Raw genomic sequence first — 21,208 nt, forward strand, 5'->3', positions numbered from 1 at the left:
GTGGTGCCGTGCGCGAGGTGGGTGCGGGCGGCGAGCAGGGCCTCCTCGGCGATGCCGGAGGCGTAGGAGGCGCCGCCGCCGCCGTGGACGTGCAGGTCGACGAAGCCGGGGACGACGGTGTGGCCGGTCAGGTCGAGGTCGCCGGCCTGCGCCGGGCCGCCGAGGCCGGTGATGGTCCTCCCCCCGACCGAGATCCGGCCGTTCTCGACGACCCCGCCGGGCAGGACCAGACGGGCACCGGACAGGTCGATGCGGGTGGGGGCCACGCGGTCACCTCCAGAAGCGGGACGCGCGCCGCCGCCCTCGCGCCCCGCCACCGGGGCCATCGCCGCGGAAGGACGGACACAGAGGACGGACACCGCGCGTCGATCGAAACTGCTTGTTCCGCGCGGTACTTTAGTCAAGTCCGAGCACAACGGGACCGGTGCCGACCTGGCACGTACCTGCCGCCTCGCCAGCGGCGGAGCTCGGTCACCGCGTTCGCGACGGCGTCGATGCGGTACGGGCCAGGCCTCGTCTAGACTCCCGAGCATGCTCAAAGCTGACCGAACCGCCAAGATCCTCGCTCATGTGACCGAAGCGGGGAGTGCCGACGTGCACGCGCTGGCGGAACTGCTGGGCGTCTCCACCGCGACCGTCCGCCGCGACCTCCAGGAGCTCCACGACCAGGGTCTGCTGCACCGCACCCGCGGCGGCGCGGTGACCGGCACCGTCAACCTGGAGCTGCCGCTGCGCCACCGGCACGGCAAGCGGCAGGCGGAGAAGCGGCGGATCGCCCTGGCCGCCGAGCGGCTGGTCCCGGACGGCGCCGTGGTGGGCCTGACCGGCGGCACCACGACCAGCGAGCTCGCCCGGGTGCTCGCCGAGCGCGGCGGGCTCACCATCGTGACCAACGCGGTCAACATCGCGGCCGACCTGATCGTCCGGCCGGAGATCCGGCTCGTGGTGGTCGGCGGCATCGCGCGCTCGGCCAGCTACGAGCTGGTCGGGCCGGCGGCCGAGCGGATGCTCTCGCAGTACCACCTGGACGTCGCCTTCATCGGCGTCGACGGCCTGACCGCGAGCGAGGGCTGCACCACGCACGACGAGATGGAGGCCCACACCGACCAGGCCTTCCTGCGCAGCGCCGCGCGGTCGGTCGTCCTGGCGGACAGCACCAAGGTCGGGCTGGTGACCTTCGCCGCGATCTGCCCGCTGACCGACATCCACGACGTGGTCACCGACGACGAGCTGACCGGCGCCCAGGAGAAGGCCATCACCGGGTGCGGCGTGCGGGTGCTGCGCGCCTGACCGCGCGCCGCCCGCGATCCCCGACTTCCCCGAAGCCCCCGGCGGTCCCGCCGGGGGCTTCGGCGTGCGTGCTCCGCGCTTTTGCGCCTCTTCTGAACAAAACCGAGCAGGGGCTTCGAGGCCATTCCGGGTCACGGTTGCGGGCATGCCTCCGGGTAGCCACCGGTGACTCGGCCTGGGATCGCCGCATCGGCGATGACCTGCGGCGACATCATTTCTGACGAACCGTCAAACATGCGGTCCGCACACGTTGCAGCCGCCCCTCGGGTGGCGTGTCCGCAACGGTCCGGTAACGGGAACTAGACCGCCAGGGCACCCTCGTGAATACTTCCGAGCACAACAGGAACGTCGAATTTGCGCGAAACTGGTCACCTTCAAGCACAAACAAGCACTGCTGACCAGTCCTCGCTCCCACCTGCCTGTTGGAAACACCTGTTGGAAACAACCGACACGTGCGCCGAGCGGTGGCCTCCCCCAGCCCCGTGGCGCACCGGTGCGGTGCGCACCTTCTGCACTCCCAGGAACGAACCCGGCCCTGACACGGGTTCGCAGGACGAAGGCGGTACACGGCCATGAACAAGCGAGTCCTCACCATCCCGCTGGTCTGCGCCGTCACGGCGCTCACGCTCACGGCGTGCGGCAGTGGCGGAGCCGGCGGGTCGAGCGGCGGGAACGTGACCCTGAAGCTGGTCGCCGCCGACTACGGTGACAAGGCCTCCAACAGCTCGAAGACGTACTGGGACGGTGTCGCCGCCGCCTTCACCGCGGCCAACCCCGGCATCAAGGTCGACGTCCAGGTCATCAACTGGAACGACATCGACAAGCAGGTCAAGACGATGATCCAGAGCGGGAACGTCCCCGACGTCCTGCAGACCGGCGGCTACGCCGACAAGGTCGCCGACGACCTGCTGTACAAGGCCGACGAGGTGCTCTCCACCGCGACCCAGGCCAACCTGATCGCCACCTTCGCCGACGCCGGCAAGGTCAAGGGCACCCAGTACGGCATCCCGTTCGTCTCCTCGGCCCGGGCCTTCTTCTACAACAAGGCCCTCTTCGCGCAGGCCGGCATCACCCAGCCGCCCACCACCTGGGACGAGCTCAAGCAGGCCGCCGAGAAGATCAAGGCCAAGGTGCCGGGGGTCATCCCGTACGCCCTGCCGCTCGGGCCGGAGGAGGCCCAGGGCGAGAGCATGATCTGGGAGCTCGGCAACGGCGGCGGCCACACCGACAAGAGCGGCGCCTACACCGTCAACAGCCAGGCCAACGTCGACACCTTCAGCTGGCTGAAGTCCAACCTCGTTCAGCCGGGCCTCACTTACGCCAACCCGGCCTCCACCGACCGCAAGACCGCCTTCGCCGACTTCGCGGCCGGCAAGACCGCCATGCTCAACGGCCACCCCTCGCTCATCGCCATGTCGACGGAGGGCAAGGTCGAGTACGGCGTCGCGCCCATCCCCGGCAAGAGCGGCCCGCTCAAGTCCACGCTGGGCGTGGCGGACTGGACGATGGCGTTCAAGAAGAACGGCCACGCCGCGGAGATCAAGAAGTTCCTCGACTTCGCGTACTCCAAGGAGAACACGCTCAAGTTCGTCGAGACCTACAACCTCATGCCGGTCACCCAGGACACCCTGAAGGAGATGGGTGCCAACGGCAAGCACAAGGACCTCGAACCGTTCTTCGCCCTGCTGCCCGGCGCCTCCTTCTACCCGCTGGGCGACACCGCCTGGGACGCGGTCTCCGCCGAACTGAAGAAGGGCATCGGCTCCGCCGTCGCCGACGACCCGGCCAAGGTCCTCGGTGACCTGCAGAAGAAGGCCCAGGACGCGGTGGCCAACAAGTAGCCCTTCCCCCATGGTGCTCCGCCGGCCCCGCACCCCGCCGCCGGAGCACCCGGGCGGCGGCGGCCGTCCCCCTGCCGTCGCCGCCCCCACCCCGTCGAACGCGCCTGCCGCACCCGCCCGCTGTGCGGCAGGCGCCGCCCCACACGCCCGGAAGGCACCCTCGTGTCCCTCAAGTCCACCGCCCCGCAGGCCCGGAGGGCCGGCCGGCGAAAGCCCGCCCGCTCCGGCCTCGCCCGGCTCGGCCCGCTGCCGTGGATCGGCCCGGCCGTCCTGCTGATCGTCCTCGTGGTCCTGTGGCCGGTGTACGAGATGGTCCACACCTCCTTCCTGCGGATCAGCACCAGCGGCTTCGTCCGCGGCTCGGCCGGCCTCGACAAGTACCGCAAACTCTTCGACGAACCGGACCTCGGCCAGGTGCTCGTCCGCACCGTGGTCTGGACGCTGGCGGTCGTCGCCCTGACGATGCTCCTCTCGCTGGCCCTCGCCCAACTGTTCAACCAACGCTTCCCCGGCCGCCGTTACACCCGCTGGGCGCTGATCGCGCCCTGGGCCGCATCCGTCCTGATGACCTCCATCGGCTTCAAGTGGATGCTCAACCAGACCTCCGGGGTGCTCAACACCCTGATGGCCGACCTGGGGCTGATCGACGGCCCCCGGGACTGGCTCGGCGACCCGGACACCGCCTGGCCGTGGATGATCCTGGTGGCCGTCTTCGTCTCGCTGCCCTTCACCACCTACACCCTGCTCGCCGGCCTCCAGACCGTGCCGTCCGAGCTGTACGAGGCGGCCAGGGTGGACGGCGCCTCCCCCGTCCAGGCGTACCTGCGGATCACCCTGCCGCTGCTGCGGCCGGCGTTCCTGGTCGGCCTGGTGATCAACCTGATCAACGTCTTCAACTCCTTCCCGATCATCTGGGGCATGACCCAGGGCGGGCCCAACAGCGACACCGCCACCACGACGGTGTTCATGTACCAGTTGAAGAACACCGACATCGCCGAGTCGGCCGCCATGTCCGTCGTCAACTTCGCCCTGGTCGTCCTGATGGTCCTCGTCTTCCTCAAGGTCAGCCGGTGGAACCAGGAGGAGAACTGATGTCCCATCATGCCACTGCGGGCCGCCGCACGATCAGGCCCCGCACCCTCGTCATCACCGCCGTCGCCTGGGCGCTGGCCGCGCTGTTCCTGCTGCCGTACCTGGAGATGGTCGTCACCGCCGTCCGGCCGGCCGACGAACTGCGGGACTCCACCTACCTGCCGAGCCACTTCGCCTGGTCCAACCTGGTCGACGTGTGGCGGGACTCCACGCTCGGCGACAACCTCCAGGTCACCCTGCTGGTCTCGGGCGGCTCCACCCTGCTGGCCCTCGCGGTCGCGCTGCCGGCCGCGTACTACACCGCCCGCATCCGCTACCGCGGCCGGAAGCTGTTCCTGCTGCTGGTCCTGGTGACCCAGATGTTCCAGCCGACCGCGCTGCTGGTCGGCCTCTACCGCGAGTTCCACCAGCTGGACATGCTCAACTCGGTGTGGACGCTGATCCTCTGCAACGCGGCGTTCAACCTGGCCTTCACCATCTGGATCCTCACCGCCTACATCGGGTCCATCCCGGTGGCGCTGGAGGAGGCCGCCATGCTGGACGGCCTCGGCCGGCTGGGGACGCTGCGGAAGGTGGTGCTGCCGCTGGCCATGCCCGGCATCGTCACGGCGGTGATCTTCACCTTCATCTCCGCCTGGAACGAGTTCGTGATGGGCCTGACACTCTCCACCGAGCCCGGCAGCCAGCCGCTCACGGTCGGCATCAACAGCTTCATCGGCAACTACACCGTCCAGTGGAACTTCCTCTTCGCGGGCTCGGTGATCGCCATCCTGCCGGTGGTGGTGCTGTTCGCCGTCATCGAGCGCCACGTGGTGTCCGGCCTCACCGCGGGATCCGTCAAGTAGCGGGGTCCGTCAAGTGGCGGGATCCGCCGTCCGGGCGCCCAGGGGCCCGGACGGCGGCGGCGCGAGGTGGCCGGTCAGGCGTCCAGGGGACGCCAGGCCGGCCCGTCGCCGTCCTGCCGGACCCGGCCGAAGACCACGTCGGCGAAGTGGACGCCGAAGCCGATGGTGTCCGGCTCCGCCAGTTCGGCGACCAGGCGGCGGCGGTGCTCGGCGGTCCGCGCGAGGTCGTGGTCGAAGGCCGCGGACCACTCCGGGTGGTCGATCTGGATCGGCGAGTGCACGGCGTCGCCGAAGGCGATCAGCCGCCGGCCGCCCCCGGTGATCACGTACTCGGCGTGTCCGACGGTGTGGCCCGGGGTGATCCGCACCCGGACGCCGGGGAAGACCTCCTCCCCGTCCGTGATGGTGCGGACCCGCGGCGCCAGGGCCGCGACCTGCTCGCCCATGCCCTGGTCCTCCAGGATGTCGCGCCGCTTCCACTCCGGCTCGGAGATCAGGTACTCGGCGTGCCCGAACAGGAGCTCTTCCGTGCCGGGCACCGGGTGGCAGGCCCAGCCGAGGTGGTCGACGTGGAGGTGGGTGAAGGCCACCGCCTCGATGGACTCGGGACGGCGCCCGAGCGCGGCCAGGTTCTCCGGCAGGGCGCCCCCGTGGATCACGCCGACCGGGCCCTCCGGGAACTCCAGACGCTGCGGGCCGAAGCCCGTGTCGATCAGCAGCGCGCGGTCGCCGTGCTCCACCAGCAGGGCGCCGACGCTCCCCACCAGGTGGCCGGTGGCGTCCAGGTACTCCGGGTGCGCGGCCCAGGTCCCGTCGGTGGTGTCGGGGAGCAGCGGCAGCGGGCGCAGCCGTACGTCGCCGTCCGGCACGTACGTCACCTTGAGGTCGCCCAGCCGGATGGAGCGGATCACGCCCGGGCGGCTCAGTCGTGCGTCCTGGCCCTCGGGTCGTACGTCCTGGGCCTGGGCAAGCGTCACGTCGGACATGGGTCTCCCTTGTGAGTGGTCGTCGGATGGCGCGCCACGTCGCTGTGCGTCCTTCCGTGGCGGCGAAGATCACCATAATCATCAAGCTTGAATCATTCAAGCTGCAATTATTCGGGCTTGATGGAGTTGGTAGGATGACCCCATGACGACGTCCCCCGAGCAGCAGGTCCTCGCCGAGCGGCAGCTGTGCGGCATGGTCAACGGGCTGGCGCAGCGGATCGCGGAGCACGTGCGCAACCGCGCCACCTCGCTGGGCCTCACCGTGGCGCAGGCGACCGCGCTGCGGGAGATGAGCGGGCCGATGACCATGCGGGAGCTCGCCGAACGCATGTGCTGCGAGCCGTCCAACACCACCTTCGTCATCGACAAGCTGGAGAAGCAGGGCCTGGTCGAGCGCCACCCGCACCCCACCGACCGCCGCGCCAAGCACCTCGTCCTCACCACCGAGGGCACCGCCCTGCGTGACGACCTGCTCGGCCTCCTGGCCGTCGACTCCCCGCTCTCCGCCCTCGGCGCGGACGAGCAGCGCCTCCTCCGCGGCCTGCTGGAGCAGGTCATCACCCGGCCCTGAACCCGGCCCGAAGCCGACCGGGCCGGGCCCAGCAGTCCCTCGGCGACGGGCGCGACGTCCTCGTACCGGACCGGCGGGAACGGGAACCCGGCCGCCGCCCGCGTTGGTGACCGCGATCCAGCAGTCGATCAGCTGATCGCGCAGCCCCCGGCCGAACTGCCGCGGATCGGTGAACCGGGTGAGACCGACCATGTCGTCGTGCGCCATGGCCGGGAGCATTCCCCCACTGCCCGGAGATCGTGCGCGACCGGGCTTGACCTTCGAGTCGGGTGGAAGGTCTACCGTCGGCGGTGTGACGAGCTACCGCATCTCGCAGCTGGCCGAACGCTCCGGTGTCCCGGCCACGACGCTGCGTTTCTACGAGGGCGCCGGGCTGCTGCCGGCCGACCGGACCGCGTCCGGGTACCGGGTCTACGGGGAGGAGGCGGTCGAACGGCTGGCGTTCATCTCCTCGGCCAAGCTGCTGGGACTGGCGCTGGAGGAGATCCGCGAACTCCTGGACCTCCGGGAGGAGGGCGTGTGCGCCTCCGTGCGCGCCCGCATGCTGCCGCTGCTGGCGGACCGGATCGGTGACACGGAGCAGCGGATCGCCGAACTTCGCGCCTTCGCCGCCCACCTGGCCGCCGTCCACGGCGAGCTGTCGGCCCCCGCCCCCGAGGGCGCCTGCGGGCCGGACTGCGGCTGCACCACGAACGGCGCCCGCGGGCCGGTGCCGGTGACGCTCTCCCCCAGCCGAGCGATCACCGGGCCGACGGAGGCATGGCGTGAGGCCCCGGTCACCTGCAGCCTCGACGGCGCCGCGCTGGGCGAGCGCACCCGGCAGTGGCGCGAGCTCGTCGCCGGGGCCGAACGGCGCGAGGAGATCCCGGACGGCCTGCGGCTCTCCTTCCCCGCCGACCCCGACCTCGCCGGACGGCTCGCCACCCTCGCCGCCGCCGAACAGGGCTGCTGCGCCTTCCTCGACTTCACCCTCCAGCTGACCCCCACCGCCCTCCGGCTGAGCGTACGCGCGCCGCGGAGCGCCGCCGGGATGCTGGCCGACCTCTTCGGAGCACCCGCGTGACCTCTTCCCCTTCCAAGCCGTGGGGCCCGATCGGCGCCGGCCTCGCCGCCGTCGCCGCCTGCGCGGTGTGCTGCGCGGGCCCCGTTCTGGCCGTACTCGGCGGCCTCGGCACCGCCTCCGCGATCGGCGCCCTCTGGGTGCCCGCCCTCGCCGCCCTGGCCGTCGCCGCCCTCGCCGCGCTCCTCGTCCTGCGCCGGCGCCGGCGGAGGGCGGCCTGCCGCACCGTCCAGGAACGCGCCGACCTCGGCATGCCCACCCTCGGCCCACCCCGCTGACCGTTCGCGGGCCCGTCGGCCGGGCGGGCCCGCGGCCGCTTCAGGTGGTACAGGCGGCCAGCCGCCGTCGGCACTCGTCGAGCGCCTCCGCGACGCTGCCGCGCTCATCGCGGTCCGCCGGGTCGAGGAGTTCACCGGCCTCCACCGGCGCCGCCCAGAACTCGGCGAGCCGGCCGTGCTCGGCGTGGGGCCGTAGCGCGTCAGGATGAGGAAGTCGGCCGCCAGCTCACCGTTGTCCCGCGCGCTCGGCCCGGCTCCGGCGGCTCCCGCAACGAGGCGGGCCCTGACGTCCCGCACGCCATTCGGTTCGATGGGCCGTCGGCTTCACGCGCGCGGGCGCCGACGGCGGTCGCTGCTCAACGGCGGGCGCTCGCCAGCAGCGCCGCGTGGGGCAGGACCAGCAGGCCGTCCTCGCCGAGGAGGTCCTGGGCGAGCGCGTCGAAGTGCCGCCTCACCTCCGCGCGGGTCTCCTCGGGGTGGCTCAGCAGCAGCTGGCCGATGAAGCCGACCCCGGCCGCCGGGCCGCCCCACCATTCCTCGGGGGCCGCCCGGTGATCCCACGTCAGGGTGCGGCAGGTCGCCTCGCGCAGCTCGGCCGAGGTCAGCAGTGCGGCCAGGCCCTCCGGGTTGCGCGGGAAGTCGTCCTCGGCGGCGAGCGGGGGCAGGTGCGCGGGCCGGGTGAGGCCCGCCGCCTGGACGGCCCGGCCGAGCAGGGCCTGCCCGGCGGGGGCCGGGACCGCCCAGATCGTCAGCGCGATCCGGCCGCCGGGCCGTACGACGCGGCGCAGCTCCGCGAGGGCGTCCAGCGGACGGCCGACGTGGTTGAGCACGAAGTTGCCGACCACGGCGTCGAAGGCACCGTCCGCGAAGGGGAGCTCCGGCAGGACGGCCTCCAGGACCTCGGCCCCGGGCGCGGCCCGCCGGGCCAGCTCGACCATGCCGGGATCGGCGTCCACCGCGGTCACCTTCGCGCCGCGCTCGCAGGCCGCCGCGGCCACCGTGCCCGTCCCGGTGCCGACATCGAGGACGCGCGTCCCCTCCGCCACCTCCGCCGCGTCCAGCAGTTGCGCGGCCGGATGGGCGCAGAGCCTCGCGGCGGTCCGCGCGAACGCCTCCGCCCGCCCGGCCCACATCCGCCGCTCGTACGCGTCGAAAGCCGTCACCGTCATCGTCGTCTCCCCCTCGTGTGTGCGCCGCGAAGATCGGGAACGCGGCCTTTCAGGACCCTAACGCAGACGGCGAGCGGCAGGCCGGGGCCCGTGGAGCGGAGGGGCGTTCGGGCGCGGGCACCGCGGACCTGCCCCTTGTTCCCGCCAGGGCTGCCCCGGTGTACCTGGTCGGGGTGGCCGGGGCGACGGTTGGATTGCGGGGAGGCCCCGCCTCCCGAACGTCGTACGGGGCGCAGTGGCCGGACCGGCCGGGATCGTCCCCGGACGAACGGGGTGCCGGAGGGGAGCGATCTTGGTCCGCATATCCTCCTGGTTGCCTTCCCTGTCCGAACCTATGGAGCTTCGATGGGCCGTTACATCATCCGCCGGCTGATACAGGCGATCCCTGTCCTGCTCGGTGCGACGTTCCTGATCTACTGGCTGGTGTTCGAACTGCCCGGTGACCCCGTGCAGGCGCTGGCCGGCGAACGACGGGCCAATCCGATCATCGCGGAGATGATCCGTCAGAAGTACCACCTGAACGAGCCCTTCCTGGTCCAGTACTGGTACTACCTGCTCGGTGTCTTCCAGGGCGACCTGGGCGAGAGCCTCAACGGCCGGTCGGTGAGCGACATGATCGGCGAGTCCTTCCCGTACACCATGAACCTGGGGCTGATCGCCTTCGCCTTCGAGGCGGTCATCGGCGTGCTGGCCGGCATCATGACGGCGCTGCGCAGGGGCGGGTTCCTGGACAACCTTCTGCTGATCAGCACGCTGCTCGTCATCTCGATCCCGGTCTTCGTCACCGGCTTCGTGCTGCAGCTCGCCCTCGGCGTCAAGTTGAAGACCGACTACGGCATCGAGTTCTTCACCGTCTCCTTCAACGAGGAGGACGGCCTGCGCGCCTACCTGCTGCCCGCCTTCGTGCTGGCCGTGATGTCCCTCGCGTACGTCGCCCGGCTCACCCGCACCACCCTGCTGGAGACCATGCGCGCCGACTACGTCCGCACGGCCGTCGCCAAGGGGCTCAAGCGCAGCCGGGTGATCGGGCGTCACGCGCTGCGCAACGCGCTGATCCCGATCGTCACCTTCCTCGGCGCCGACCTCGGCGGCCTGATGGGCGGCGCGGTCATCACCGAGAGCATCTTCAACATCCACGGCATCGGCGGCCTGCTCGCCCGGGCCGTGCACCAGAAGCAGGGCACGGTCATCGTCGGCGTGGTCACGCTGCTGGTGCTGATCTACCTGGTCACCACGCTGCTGGTGGACATCCTGTACGCCGTGCTCGACCCGCGGATCCGTTACGAGTAACCGGCCGAAGCCTCGCGGAGCTCCTGGTCGAGGGGTGCCTCAGGAACCGGCCTCCGCGAGGCGCGGGGTGCGGTGGAGCGAGATGAGCAGCCGCCAGACCTGGTGGGCGATCCGCTCCGGGGAGGCCTCGATGACGCCGTGCAGCCAGTCCGCGAGGACGCCGGTGAAGGTCCCGGCCACCGCGGAGGCGACCAGGTCGGGCTCCGGGGCGCCCGCGAGCGCGCGCTCGGTTCGGCTGCGTTCGCGCAGGTCACGGCGGAGCACCAGGCCGAGCGGGCCTCCCCCGCCGAGGGTCAGCAGGGTCCGGTAGAGGTCGGCGTGCGGCACCAGTGAGCCGAAGAACGCGGTGAGCGCCGGGGGCGGTGCCTCCGGGTCGGGCACGCCCCGCCAGGCGTGCAGGGCGTCGACCGCCTCGTGGACGATGTCGGCGCAGGCGTCCACCGCCAGCGCCTCCAGGTCCGCGTAGTGGACGTAGAAGGTGGCCCGGCCGACGCCGGCCCGGCGGACCAGGGCGGCCACGTTGACCTCGGCGAGCGGGCGCTCGGCGCACTCCTCCAGCAGCGCCCGGCGTAGCTTGGCCCGGGTGCGTTCGGCGCGCGGGTCCTGGGCGGCGCGGGGGTCCTGGGCGGGGCGGGGGTCCTGGGCGGGCCGCGAGGCGGCGGCGCGCGGGTCGGGGGCGGCGTTCATCGGGCGATCAGGACGGCGGCGAGCGCCAGCGCCCCCGGCAGCGCCTGGGCGAGCAGGATCCGGCGGTTGGCGGTGGCGGCGCCGTACAGGCCGGCCACGACGACGCAGGCGAGGAAGAAGACCTGCGCCTGGAAGCCGACCGGGTCCCCGGCGATCAGGCCCCAGACCAGCCCGGCGGCGAGGAAGCCGTTGTAGAGGCCCTGGTTGGCGGCCAGCGGGGCGGTGGCCCGGGCCAGGTCGGCGTCGAAGCCGGAGAGCTCCCGGCCGGGGCGGCGTTGCCAGAGGAACATCTCCAGCACCAGGAAGTACCCGTGCAGGGCGGCCACCAGGCCGACCAGGACATCAGCGGTCACGCTCATCGTCAGCTCCGATTTCATGGACAGGTGTCCATCATAGCTGGACACATGTCCAGGATCCCGCCGCCGGACACACCGCTGCCCCGGACACCGTGAGGTGTCCGGGGCAGCGGTGGGGCGGCCGTGGGATCAGGATGGGATCAGTAGGTGACGATGCCGGGGTCCGACAGGCCCGGGGCGCCGGTCTCGACATGGCCGGCGAAGCGGCGGACGAAGTCGGCCGTCGTGTTGGCGGTGACCGTCACGTCGTACCAGTGGTGCCCGGCGCCCAGGTCGACGGTGAGCGTGACGGTGGCGCCCCGGCGGACCGTGACGGTCGTCGGGCCGCCGCCGTACGCGTTGACGACGGTGAGCACGGCGTCCGCGCCCGCGTTGGTGAGGGTCAGGTCGAGGTTGCCGGTGCCCGCGTCGTGGCGCGCCCGGACCTCGGGCCCGGCGGTCCTGCCGGGGTTGCGGAAGCGGCGCAGGAAGCCGTTCGGGCCGTGGACGGTCAGGTCCGTGACGCCCTTGGAGTACTTGGTGTTCCAGCTGTCGGTCACCGACCTGCCCGCCTCGGCGGTGTATGTCCACGGGCCGTCGGTGCGGTTGGGCGAGGTCACCAGGAACTGGGCACCGGCCGCGGCGCCCCCGCTGAAGGTGAGGCCGAACTTGCCGTTGACGATGTCCGCCGCGCCGTCCACGTACGGCGCGTACTTCAGCGGGCGGGTCGGCCTGGCGCCCGGCTCCTGCTTCGGCAGGGTGCCGGTGGCGGGCGGGGTGGGCACGTAGTCCGGGTGGCGGTTGCGGTCCCGCGGGGCGTAGCCGGCCGTGGAGGGCAGCGCCGCGGGCGCCGCGTTGGCGGCGGAGAAGTCGAAGGCGGAGGTCAGGTCACCGCAGACGGCACGCCGCCAGGGCGAGATGTTGGGCTCCTGGACGCCGAAGCGGCGCTCCATGAACCGCAGGATCGAGGTGTGGTCGAAGGTCTCCGAGCAGGTGTAGCCGCCGGTGCTCCACGGCGAGACGACCAGCATCGGCACCCGCTGGCCCAGCCCGTACGCGCCGGCCGCGTAGCCGGTGCTGCCGGGGTGGTAGTCGGCGGAGGTCGCCACGGTGGACAGGCCCTGGGAGGCGGAGGAGGGCGGGAACGGCGGTACGACGTGGTCGAAGAAGCCGTCGTTCTCGTCGTAGGTGATGAACAGCGCGGTACGGGCCCACACGTCGGGGTTGGAGGTCAGCGCGTCCAGCACCTGGGAGACGTACCAGGCGCCGTAGTTCGCGGGCCAGTTGGGGTGCTCGGTGAAGGCCTCGGGCGCGGCGATCCAGGAGATCTGCGGCAGCGTGCCGGCCTGCACGTCGCGCCGCAGGTGGTCGAACAGGCCGTCGCCCGCCTTGGCGTCGGTGCCGGTGCGGGCCTTGTCGTACAGCGGGTTGCCGGGCTGGGCGTTGCGGTAATTGTTGAAGTACAGCAGGGAGTTGTCGCCGTAGTTGCCGCGGTAGGCGTCGTTGATCCAGCCCCAGCTGCCGGCGGCGTTCAGGCCGTCGCCGATGTCCTGGTAGATCTTCCAGGAGACGCCGGCCGCCTCCAGGCGCTCCGGGTAGGTCTTCCAGCCGTAGCCGGCCTCCTGGTTGCCGAGGACCGGGCCGCCGCCGGTGCCGTCGTTGCCCGTGTACCCGGTCCACATGTAATACCGGTTCGGGTCGGTGGAGCCGATGAACGAGCAGTGGTAGGCGTCGCAGATGGTGAAGGCGTCGGCGAGCGCGTAGTGGAACGGGATGTCCTCGCGCGTCAGGTACGCCATGGTGGTGGCCGTCTTGGCGGGGATCCACTGGTCGTACTTGCCGTTGTTGAACGCCTTGTGGCCGCCGGCCCAGTCGTGGTTCAGGTCCTGGATGAACTGCAGGCCCAGGTCGCTCACCTGCGGGCGGAACGGCAGCACCTCCTTCTTTGCGCCGTCCGCCTGGTACCAGACCGGCTTCCCGCTGGGCAGGGTCACGGGCCGCGGGTCGCCGAAGCCCCGCACGCCCTTCATCGCCCCGAAGTAGTGGTCGAACGAACGGTTCTCCTGCATCAGGACGACGATGTGCTCGACGTCCTGGATGGTGCCGGTGCTCCCCTGCGGGGCGATGGACGCGGCGCGCGCGATGCTCTGCGACAGTGCCGGGAACGCCACGGTCGCACCGGCCAGTTGGAAGAAGCGGCGGCGGTTCAGTTCTGCCATGGGTGGGATGACCTCTGCGTGTCACGGGGGGGGTGGAGGAAGACGCCCCCAAGGACAGCGCCCGCACCCGACCATCCGGCGGCCCGCTCGTGACCGCCCGCTGTACGCCAGGCGAACACCGTCGAGTTGTACAAACATCTGACGACGCCCGCCCCACCCGCCCCGGGGCCCGGAGAGTCAGGTCGCCTCCGGAAGGTGGCGCGCCGCCACCAGTCCGGCCACCGTCCGCAGACGCCCGAAGTACGAGGCGCAGTAGGCCTCCTGGATCAGCGGCACGGCCTTGTCCAGGTCGGCGATGCACCGCCAGAGGAGGGCAACGCCGTCGTCGTCGAGCCCGCTCCTCAGCTCCCGCTGGACGACGGCGGCCATGTCAGCGTCCAGCAGGATCAGTTCCACACCGTCGATGTCCACGCCACGGAAGCTCGGCGGGTACGCCGCCTGCCGGTACTCCTCCCACAGGCGGGCGAGCCGGTCGGCGGGCTTCTCCGCGCCCGGTCCGTCCTCGGCCGTGCCCTCGGCGGCCGGAAGCCGCAACAGCAGGGTGACGGCGTCGAACACGGCGCGCACCAGGACGACGGCCCCGAGCGGCAGCAGGGCGGCACTCGTCGCCGTGCCCTGCCCGAGCCGGTCGCGCAGCAGCCGGGCACGGTCGAGCTCGGCGGCGAGTCCGGCCGGGAGCAGCCCGGCGTCGGTGGCCCGCCGGAGCAGTTCCCCGAGCGGCCCTTGGACGGCCAGCCGCTCGGTGATCGCGTGCTCCAGCGCGAGCAGGGAGTGCGACACGGCGACGGTGGCGAACTCGTACCGGTGGTAGGAGTGCCGGATCAGCTCGCGGGAGGTCTCCAGCGTGCTCATCACGGACATCGACGCGCCGGCCGGCAGGACCAGGTCGGCCACCAGGGCGTCCATGCCCTCGAAGTCCTGGGCGAGGTTACGGGCGCGCGGATCCGGCGCCGGGAACGGGGAGATCACCGGTTCAGTCTGGCCTCCCGGGGACGACGGGCGCCATAGGTTTTGCCCGCCCCGGGCCCGGCGGGCCGGATGGATCAGACGGGTCGGACGGCGGCGAGGAGGGTGGCGAGCGGGGCGGGGGTGTGGTCGAGGTCGAGGGCTTCGGCGAGGAGGCGGCCGTAGCGGATCTTGCGGCCCTTCTTGGTGCCGAGGAAGCGGCGCATCTGGTGCTCCGGGGGGCGGCCCTGCTGGGCGGGCTGGCGGACGAAGGTGCGCCAGGCGGGGTGGTCGCCCTCGGCGCGGACGACCTCCTCGATCCGGGGCACGCCGAGCGCGCGGATGAACTCCTCCTCCAGGTCGCCCGCGCAGACGTGGACGGCGTGCGGCGGCGCGCCGGCCTGCTCGAAGCCGCGGTCGTAGAAGCGCCGCTCGTTCTCGTCGCAGAGCCCGAGCAGGCACAGCCCCAGCCCCGACGGGCCGAGCCGGCCCGCGTAGTGGCCCACGTTCATCGCCCCGCCCATGGACAGGACGCAGACGCCCTCGGCCGCCAGGTCGCGGCCCAGGCGGGCGGCGAGCGCCTCGACGGCGGCGGCGTCGCTCGGCCCCTCCAGCAGCACCGCGACGCGTACGCCCAGGCGCGCGGCCAGCTCGGCCGCCCGCTCCTCCCCCGGACCGCCGGCCGCCCACTCGGTCACCGCGTCCCGGAACTCCCGCATGTCCGCCATGGGCCGATTCTGCTCCGGAGCGGGCGTGCGGGGCATGTGGTTTTCGCCGGGGCGGCTACCCGCGGTCGGGGCCGAGGTCGACCGGCAGTGTCCGGTGGCCGTTGGAGATCAGGGACTCCAGGGGGCGCAGCCGGGTGCCGGGGGTGAGGGCGGCCTCGGGGAAGCGGTCGAAGAACAGGCGCAGGGCGATCTCGGCCTCCATCCGGGCGAGCGGGGCGCCGAGGCAGAAGTGCACGCCGTGGCCGAAGGCGAGGTGGTCCTTGACGGTGCGCAGGGCGTCGAAGACGTCGGCGTCCTTGCCGTGCACGCCCGGGTGGCGGCCGGCGGCGGCGTACGCGGCGAGGATGGCGTCGCCGGCGGGGATGGTGGGCCCGCCGGGCAGGTCGATGTCCTCGACGGCGTAGCGCAGCGGGAGGTGGGCGACGGGGGCGCTGTGGCGCAGGCTCTCCTCGACGATGTCGGCCCAGCCGGCGCGGCCGGAGCGGACGTGGGCGAGTTGGTCCGGGTCGGTGAGCAGGGCGGTGAGGGCGTTGTCGATCAGGTTGACGGTGGTCTCGTACCCGGCGGATATGACGAGCAGCAGGGTGTCGCGCAGTTCGTCCTCGGTGAGGGCGGTGCCGTCGCCCTCGGTGTCGCGGGCGGCGATGAGCAGGGAGGTCATGTCCTCGCCGGGGGCGGCGCGTTTGGCGGCGATCAGCTCGTCGAGCATCGCGTACAGGGCGAGGGTGTTGGCGTGGGCCTGTTCGGCGGAGAGGGTGGTGTCGAAGACGTTGTCGACGTTGCGGCGGAAGCGCTCCCGCAGGTGGTCGGGCAGGCCCATCAGGTGGCCGATGACGTGGATCGGCAGCGGGTGGGCGAGGCGTTCGCGCAGGTCGGCGGGGCTGCCGGCGGGGGTGGTGGCGAGGTCGTCGAGCAGGGCGCGGGTGAGCTCCTCGACGCGGGGGCGCAGGGCCTGGATGCGGCGGGCGGTGAAGGCGCCGCTGACCAGGCGGCGCAGCCGGCGGTGGTCGGGGCCGTAGGCGGTGAACATGCTGCGGACGGAGACCCAGAGGGCCAGCGGCCAGGTGCCGGCGATCTCGGGGAGGCGCGGCCAGTGCCGGTGGGCGTCCTTGGAGACGCGGGGGTCCTTGAGGAGGGTGTGCAGGAGGGCGGGGTCGGCGACGGCCCAGGCGTGGACGCCGAGGATGTCGACGCGGGTGGCGGGGGCGTCGTGGAGGCGGGCGGTCTCGGCGTCGCGGTCGCGGCCGGAGGGGTCGAGGACGAGCGGCGGGTTCACACGGGCTCCTTCGTCGGGGCCCGGTGGACGGACCGGGCGGGTGCGGAGGCGGGAACGGGCTTCGCTCATGGTTGGGCAGCGGCGGGTCGGGGGCAAGACCGCCTCCGGCCGTCCGGGCACCGGACTGCCGTGTTCCCGGGCGGGGTTGCCCCGGGAACACGGCAGGTGACGGACCACCAGGGCTAGACGGTGGCGGGCTGGACGGCGGCAGGCTGTACGGCGTCGGGCCGGGCGGCGGCCGGGGTGGGGCGCGGCGCCCGGGCGGGGGTCGGCAGGGCGGCGCGGCGGGCGTGGAGGACGGTGGCGTCCAGGGGGAGCGGTGTGCGGTCGACGAGTTCGAGTCCGGCGTCGGCGAAGAGCCGGGCGTAGTGGTCGGCCCGGCGTTCCCGGCCGCCGGTGTTGCACATCATGTGGAGGTCCCAGGCGGTGGCCAGGGAGGCGGAGCCGTCGGCGGGCAGGACGCGTTCGACGACGAGCAGGTCGGCGTGGGCGGGCATGGCCCGGGCGCAGTGGCGCAGGATCTCCCGGCAGCGTGCGTCGTCCCAGTCGTGCAGGACGCGGGAGAGGAGGTAGACGTCCGCGCCGGCGGGGACGTCGGCGAAGTCGCCGGCCAGGTAGGTGCAGCGGTCGCCGCAGCCGCGGGCGTCGAGCAGCCGGCGGGCGGCCTCGACGGCGTGCGGGCGTTCCAGCAGGACGCCGCGCAGGTGCGGGTGGGCGGTGAGGACGCGGCCGAGGAGTTCGCCGTTGCCGCCGGCGATGTCGACGACGGTTCGCGGGGAGCCCGCGCGGGCCGCGGCGGTGAGGACGGGGTGGTCGGGGACGGGTTCGAACATGCGGGAGCTCGCGGCCATGGACCGGTCGAAGAGTTCGGCGAGTTCGGGGTGACGGGCGAAGTGGTCGAAGTGGTTCTCACCGAAGAGGTGGTCGAAGGCGGCCTGTCCGGTGCGAACGGTGTGCGCGAGACCCGCGAAGGAGCGGTAGAAGGGGCCGCCGTACATCAGGGCCAGGGGGCGCATCGACCCGGGGAGGTCCACGCGCAGGAGTGCGCCGAGGTCGGTGAGCCGGTAGCCGGCGGGGGCGGGATCGGGATCGGGTGTGACCACGCCGAGCATGGCGAGGTAGCGCAGCAGGGTGGCGAGGCTCTCGGGGTGGGCGTCGAGGCGGCGGGCCAGGGTGTCGACGCCGGTGGCCGTCCGGGTGTCCAGGGCGTCGGGCAGGCCGAGTTGGGCGCAGACGGCGAGGGCCTGGGTGGTCCAGGCGCCGGTGAGCAGGTGCAGCAGGGTCTCGGCCTGCCGGTGCGGGCCGCGGTCGGCGCCGAGGTGGGCGGCGGGGGCGGCGGGGGCGGCGGGGTGGGCGCCGAGGTGGGTGGCGAGGGTGCTGCGGTGGTCGCCGTGGGCGTAGAGCTCGACGCGGTGGTAGCCGGCGGTGGCGGTGGCGGGCGCGGTGAAGTAGAGGACGGTGCCGTCCTCGTGGGGGTTGTAACCGCCGCCGTCGGGGACGGCGCCGTGCCGGGTGAGCAGTGCGCATAATCCGCGCAGGACCAGCGGGTCGGGCCGCTCGACCTCCAGGGCGAGGTGGGCCTCGTGCTGTACGGCCCGTTCGTGGGCGGCGAGGGCGGCCAGCGGCGAGCCGGGCGGGACGGTCAGGGCGAACACCTCGACCATCCGGCGGTCGCCGTCGTGGCCGTCGACGGGCGGGCGCAGGATCCGCACGTCGAGGGTGGCCGCGTCGTGGCCGTGCCGGGCGGCCAGACGGTCGCGGACGACGACGCTGGGGTGGGCCGGGACGTCGGCGGGCAGTCCGCAGGCGGCGAGCTGGGCGCGCAGGGTGGCGTCGTCGGGTGGGAGGAGGAGCACCGCGGCGTGGGCGAAGCGGCAGTGGGCGGCGAGGGCGGACAGTTCCGCGGGGTCGAGGCCGGGGAGGAGGAGCGGGAGCAGGGCGGCGGTGTCGTGCCGTCGGACGAATTCGGCGGCCGCGCGGAGGCGGGTGGCGTCGTCGGGGGGTGGCGCGGGGGTCATGGGTCGGGGGGCTCTCTCGGAGGAAGGGGTGGGGGGTGGTTCAGACGCCGACGTAGTTCTCGGCGAACCAGTCCTGGTGGGTGCGGGAGGTGCGTAGCGAGTCGAGGCGGGAGCGGCGCAGACGTTCGTGAAAGAACGATTCTTCGGCCGCGGCGTCCGGGACGTGCAGGAGCTGGACCATCCAGTGCGAGAACTCCTGGGCGCGCCAGACGTGGGCCAGGCAGCGCTGCGAGTAGCGGGCGAGGCCGTCGCCGTCGCCGTGCGCGAGGTCGTCGACGAGGGCGCGGGCGAGGAGCTCGGCCTCCAGGATCGCCAGGTTGGCGCCCTTGGCGGCGGAGGGGCTGAGCAGGCTCGCGGCGTCGCCGGCGAGGAGCAGCGAGCCGTGGCGCAGCGGTTCGATGACGTCGGATTCGAGGTCGACGACGGCGCGTTGGAGGATCTCGCCGTGGTGGAGGGGGCCGTACTCGGCGGCGCGCATCCGCGTGTCGAGTTCGTCCCGGATCCGGTCCGCGGGCCAGGCGTCGGCGGGGGTGCCGCGCTCGCACTGCAGGTAGTAGCGGGTGACGTCCGGGGTGCGGGCCATGTGCCCGGCGAAGCCGCGCGGGTGGACGGCGTAGCCGACGGCGTCCAGGCTGGGCGGCGCCTGGACGAGCAGGCCGAGCCAGCTGACGCCGTGGTCGCGGTGGTGGCGGGGCGTGCCGGGCGGGAGCGAGCGGCGGGCCGCGCCGTGGCGGCCGTCGCAGCCTGCGACGTACCGGGCCTGCCAGCGGCCGGGGCGGCCGTCCGCCTCCCGTACGGTGACGGCGGGCCGGGCGCCGTCGGTGTCGAGGACGGCGAGGGCCTCGGTGCCGAGGCGGATCCGTCCGCCGGCGTCCAGGTAGTGCGTGAGCAGGTCGGTGACCAGCTCCTGCTGCGGGTAGACGGTGTGCCGTTCGCGCCGGCCGAGGGTGCCGTAGTCGAGGCGGAAGCGGCCGTCGTCGGTGCGGAACTCGCAGACGCCGTGGGGCCGTCCGTGCCGGTGCAGGCCGGCGGCGAGGCCGTGGCGTTCCAGGATCCGTACGGTGTCGGCGGCGAGGTAGCCGGCGCGGGCCCGGGTCCGGAGGTGGGCCCGGTCGGCGCGTTCGAGGATCACGCAGTCGATGCCGGCGGCGTGGAGGAGGTTGCCGAGCATCAACCCGGCCGGTCCGGCGCCGAGGATGACCACGTCGGCGGTTTCGGCGGCGACGTGGTGGTTCTGACGTTTCGTCACAAGAAGTGGATCTTAATCAGGGCAAAGCGCGGCATCCGTCCGGAATCACCTGGACCGGTGAATAGCATGATGATCCACGACGAGTCGCCCGGGCGGACGGTCCGGGGACCGCCTGCCCGGGCGGGTCGGCCGGGGGCTTGCCTGACGATGCGCGGCGCCCGGCGGGAATCGTCAGCCGAGGCTCGGGTAGTCGGTGTAGCCGGTCTCGCCGCCGACGTACATCAGGTGGGCCTCGCGGATCGGGTTGAGCGGCGCCCCGGTGCGCAGGCGGGTGACCAGGTCGGGGTTGGCCAGGAAGGAGCGGCCCAGGGCGATGAGGTCGGCACCGGCCGCCAGCAGGCGCTCGCCGGCGCCCCGGCCGCCGTCGGCGGGGAGCGGGCCGGGCCAGGGCAGCGCCGGGTTGGCGATCAGGGTGCGGGGCCAGGCCTCGCGCAGGGCGTGGAAGAGCGGCTGGTCCGGGTCGGCGAAGACGATGTGCAGGTACGCCGGGCCCAGCTCGGCGAGGGCGCGGACCAGCGCCGGGTAGACCTCCTCGACGTCGTCCTCGCGCATGCCGTTGGCGGTGACGCCGGGGGCGATGCGGACCCCGACCCGCTCGGGGCCGATCTCCTCGACGACCGCCCGCACGACCTCCAGGGTGAAGCGGATGCGGTTCCCGACCGACCCGCCGTACCCGTCGGTGCGCCGGTTGGTGTGCGAGGAGAGGAACTGGTGCAGCAGGTAGCCGTTGGCCGAGTGCGCCTCGACGCCCTCGAAGCCCGCGTCCACCGCCCGGCGGGCCGCGGCGGCGAAGTCGGCCACGGTGGCGCGGATGTCCTCCTCGGTCATCTCCCGCGGGACGACGGTCTCCTGATGCCCGTCCGGGGTGAAGATGGTGTCGGGCAGCGCCACCGGCGAGGGCGCGACCGGGTGGATCCCGGTGGTGGCGGGGTGGCCGACCCGGCCGCCGTGCTGCAGTTGGAGGAACATCCGGCCGCCGTTGGCGCGCACCTCCTCGGTGACCCGGCGCCAGCCGGCCACGTGGGTGTCGTCGTGGATCGCCGGGATGTTGGGGTAGGTGGCGCCCACCGCGTTGGGCGTCGCGGCCTCGGTGATGATCAGACCGGCCGAGGCGCGCTGCGCGTAGTACGTCGCCATGATCGGCTCGGGGACGCCCGTCGCGCTCGCCCGGTTGCGGGTCATCGGGGCCATCACCAGCCGGTTGGGCAGCCGCAGGGCACCGAGGCGGGCGGGCCGGAACAGCGGGGACTCCTCGCCGGTGGTACGCGCGGTGACGGCCGGGGTCAGCGTGTCCGTGCTCATGGGGTGCTCCTTCGTCGGCTCCGTGGG

Annotated in this window: 19 protein-coding genes and 1 pseudogene; 8 read left to right on the plus strand and 12 right to left on the minus strand. The window is 72.9% G+C overall.

Annotated elements, in window-relative coordinates; all coding sequences use genetic code 11:
* Nucleotides 1–266: pseudogene (locus tag ACWEQL_RS26665) on the minus strand (N-acetylglucosamine-6-phosphate deacetylase); the annotation flags it as partial.
* A 265-nt stretch (nt 267–531) separates the two neighbouring features.
* Between ACWEQL_RS26665 and ACWEQL_RS26670 the strand changes: the two are divergent.
* From ACWEQL_RS26670 to ACWEQL_RS26685, 4 genes are all read left to right on the plus strand, one after another.
* Nucleotides 532–1,290 carry a DeoR/GlpR family DNA-binding transcription regulator gene (locus ACWEQL_RS26670; RefSeq protein WP_452152852.1) on the plus strand — a complete coding sequence of 253 codons (759 nt, stop codon included), beginning with the start codon at nt 532–534 and terminating at the stop codon, nt 1,288–1,290.
* A gap of 572 nt (nt 1,291–1,862) precedes the next feature.
* The gene (locus ACWEQL_RS26675; RefSeq protein WP_452152853.1) at nt 1,863–3,131 is read left to right on the plus strand and encodes an extracellular solute-binding protein; all 1,269 of its coding nucleotides are present in this window, start codon (nt 1,863–1,865) and stop codon (nt 3,129–3,131) included.
* A 162-nt stretch (nt 3,132–3,293) separates the two neighbouring features.
* Entirely contained in the window at nt 3,294–4,223 is a 930-nt protein-coding gene (locus tag ACWEQL_RS26680; protein WP_452152854.1) for a carbohydrate ABC transporter permease, read from the plus strand.
* Entirely contained in the window at nt 4,223–5,068 is an 846-nt protein-coding gene (locus ACWEQL_RS26685) for a carbohydrate ABC transporter permease (protein WP_452152855.1), read from the plus strand. Before ACWEQL_RS26680 ends, ACWEQL_RS26685 begins: the two co-directional genes overlap by 1 nt.
* 74 nt (nt 5,069–5,142) lie before the next feature.
* Here the strand turns inward: ACWEQL_RS26685 and ACWEQL_RS26690 are convergent, their stop codons facing one another.
* Nucleotides 5,143–6,054 (minus strand): MBL fold metallo-hydrolase, encoded by a 912-nt coding sequence (locus ACWEQL_RS26690; RefSeq protein WP_452152856.1) that lies wholly within the window; start codon nt 6,052–6,054, stop codon nt 5,143–5,145.
* A gap of 142 nt (nt 6,055–6,196) precedes the next feature.
* Between ACWEQL_RS26690 and ACWEQL_RS26695 the strand changes: the two genes are divergently transcribed.
* From ACWEQL_RS26695 to ACWEQL_RS26705, 3 genes are all read left to right on the plus strand, one after another.
* Nucleotides 6,197–6,625, plus strand: a complete 429-nt coding sequence (locus ACWEQL_RS26695; protein WP_452152857.1) for a MarR family winged helix-turn-helix transcriptional regulator — start codon at nt 6,197–6,199, stop codon at nt 6,623–6,625.
* A gap of 292 nt (nt 6,626–6,917) precedes the next feature.
* Complete coding sequence (locus ACWEQL_RS26700; protein ID WP_452152858.1) at nt 6,918–7,688, plus strand: heavy metal-responsive transcriptional regulator; 771 nt, start codon at nt 6,918–6,920, stop codon at nt 7,686–7,688.
* A complete protein-coding gene (locus ACWEQL_RS26705) occupies nt 7,685–7,963 on the plus strand; it encodes a hypothetical protein (protein ID WP_452152859.1) in 279 nt (92 codons plus the stop codon). The genes ACWEQL_RS26700 and ACWEQL_RS26705 overlap by 4 nt, the downstream gene beginning before the upstream one ends.
* A 356-nt stretch (nt 7,964–8,319) precedes the next feature.
* Here ACWEQL_RS26705 and ACWEQL_RS26710 read toward each other — a convergent pair whose 3' ends face one another.
* Nucleotides 8,320–9,126, minus strand: a complete 807-nt coding sequence (locus ACWEQL_RS26710) for a class I SAM-dependent methyltransferase (RefSeq protein ID WP_452152873.1) — start codon at nt 9,124–9,126, stop codon at nt 8,320–8,322.
* Between the two features lie 351 nt (nt 9,127–9,477).
* Here ACWEQL_RS26710 and ACWEQL_RS26715 point away from each other — a divergent pair, with 351 nt between their 5' ends.
* A complete protein-coding gene (locus ACWEQL_RS26715) occupies nt 9,478–10,422 on the plus strand; it encodes an ABC transporter permease (protein WP_452152860.1) in 945 nt (314 codons plus the stop codon).
* A gap of 39 nt (nt 10,423–10,461) precedes the next feature.
* Here ACWEQL_RS26715 and ACWEQL_RS26720 read toward each other — a convergent pair whose 3' ends face one another.
* The 9 genes from ACWEQL_RS26720 to ACWEQL_RS26760 form a co-directional block, all read right to left on the minus strand.
* A complete protein-coding gene (locus ACWEQL_RS26720) occupies nt 10,462–11,109 on the minus strand; it encodes a TetR/AcrR family transcriptional regulator (protein ID WP_452152861.1) in 648 nt (215 codons plus the stop codon).
* A complete protein-coding gene (locus tag ACWEQL_RS26725; RefSeq protein WP_452152862.1) occupies nt 11,106–11,468 on the minus strand; it encodes a DUF1304 domain-containing protein in 363 nt (120 codons plus the stop codon). The genes ACWEQL_RS26720 and ACWEQL_RS26725 overlap by 4 nt, the downstream gene beginning before the upstream one ends.
* A 137-nt stretch (nt 11,469–11,605) precedes the next feature.
* Nucleotides 11,606–13,663 (minus strand): phosphocholine-specific phospholipase C, encoded by a 2,058-nt coding sequence (locus ACWEQL_RS26730; protein ID WP_452152863.1) that lies wholly within the window; start codon nt 13,661–13,663, stop codon nt 11,606–11,608.
* 177 nt (nt 13,664–13,840) lie between these two features.
* Nucleotides 13,841–14,632, minus strand: a complete 792-nt coding sequence (locus tag ACWEQL_RS26735; protein WP_452152864.1) for a hypothetical protein — start codon at nt 14,630–14,632, stop codon at nt 13,841–13,843.
* A gap of 74 nt (nt 14,633–14,706) precedes the next feature.
* A complete protein-coding gene (locus ACWEQL_RS26740; protein ID WP_452152865.1) occupies nt 14,707–15,336 on the minus strand; it encodes a TOPRIM nucleotidyl transferase/hydrolase domain-containing protein in 630 nt (209 codons plus the stop codon).
* Nucleotides 15,337–15,391: 55 nt separating this feature from the next.
* Nucleotides 15,392–16,612: a cytochrome P450 family protein gene (locus tag ACWEQL_RS26745; protein WP_452152866.1), complete on the minus strand. Its 1,221-nt coding sequence runs from the start codon at nt 16,610–16,612 to the stop codon at nt 15,392–15,394.
* A 182-nt stretch (nt 16,613–16,794) separates the two neighbouring features.
* On the minus strand, nt 16,795–18,630 hold the full coding sequence (locus ACWEQL_RS26750) for a methyltransferase (protein WP_452152867.1): 1,836 nt from the start codon (nt 18,628–18,630) through the stop codon (nt 16,795–16,797).
* 40 nt (nt 18,631–18,670) lie between these two features.
* Nucleotides 18,671–19,834: a 4-hydroxybenzoate 3-monooxygenase gene (locus ACWEQL_RS26755; protein ID WP_452152874.1), complete on the minus strand. Its 1,164-nt coding sequence runs from the start codon at nt 19,832–19,834 to the stop codon at nt 18,671–18,673.
* Between the two features lie 216 nt (nt 19,835–20,050).
* Nucleotides 20,051–21,181, minus strand: a complete 1,131-nt coding sequence (locus ACWEQL_RS26760; protein WP_452152868.1) for an alkene reductase — start codon at nt 21,179–21,181, stop codon at nt 20,051–20,053.
* Between the last annotated feature and the right edge of the window lie 27 nt (nt 21,182–21,208).

Source organism: Kitasatospora sp. NPDC004240, assembly GCF_053603215.1.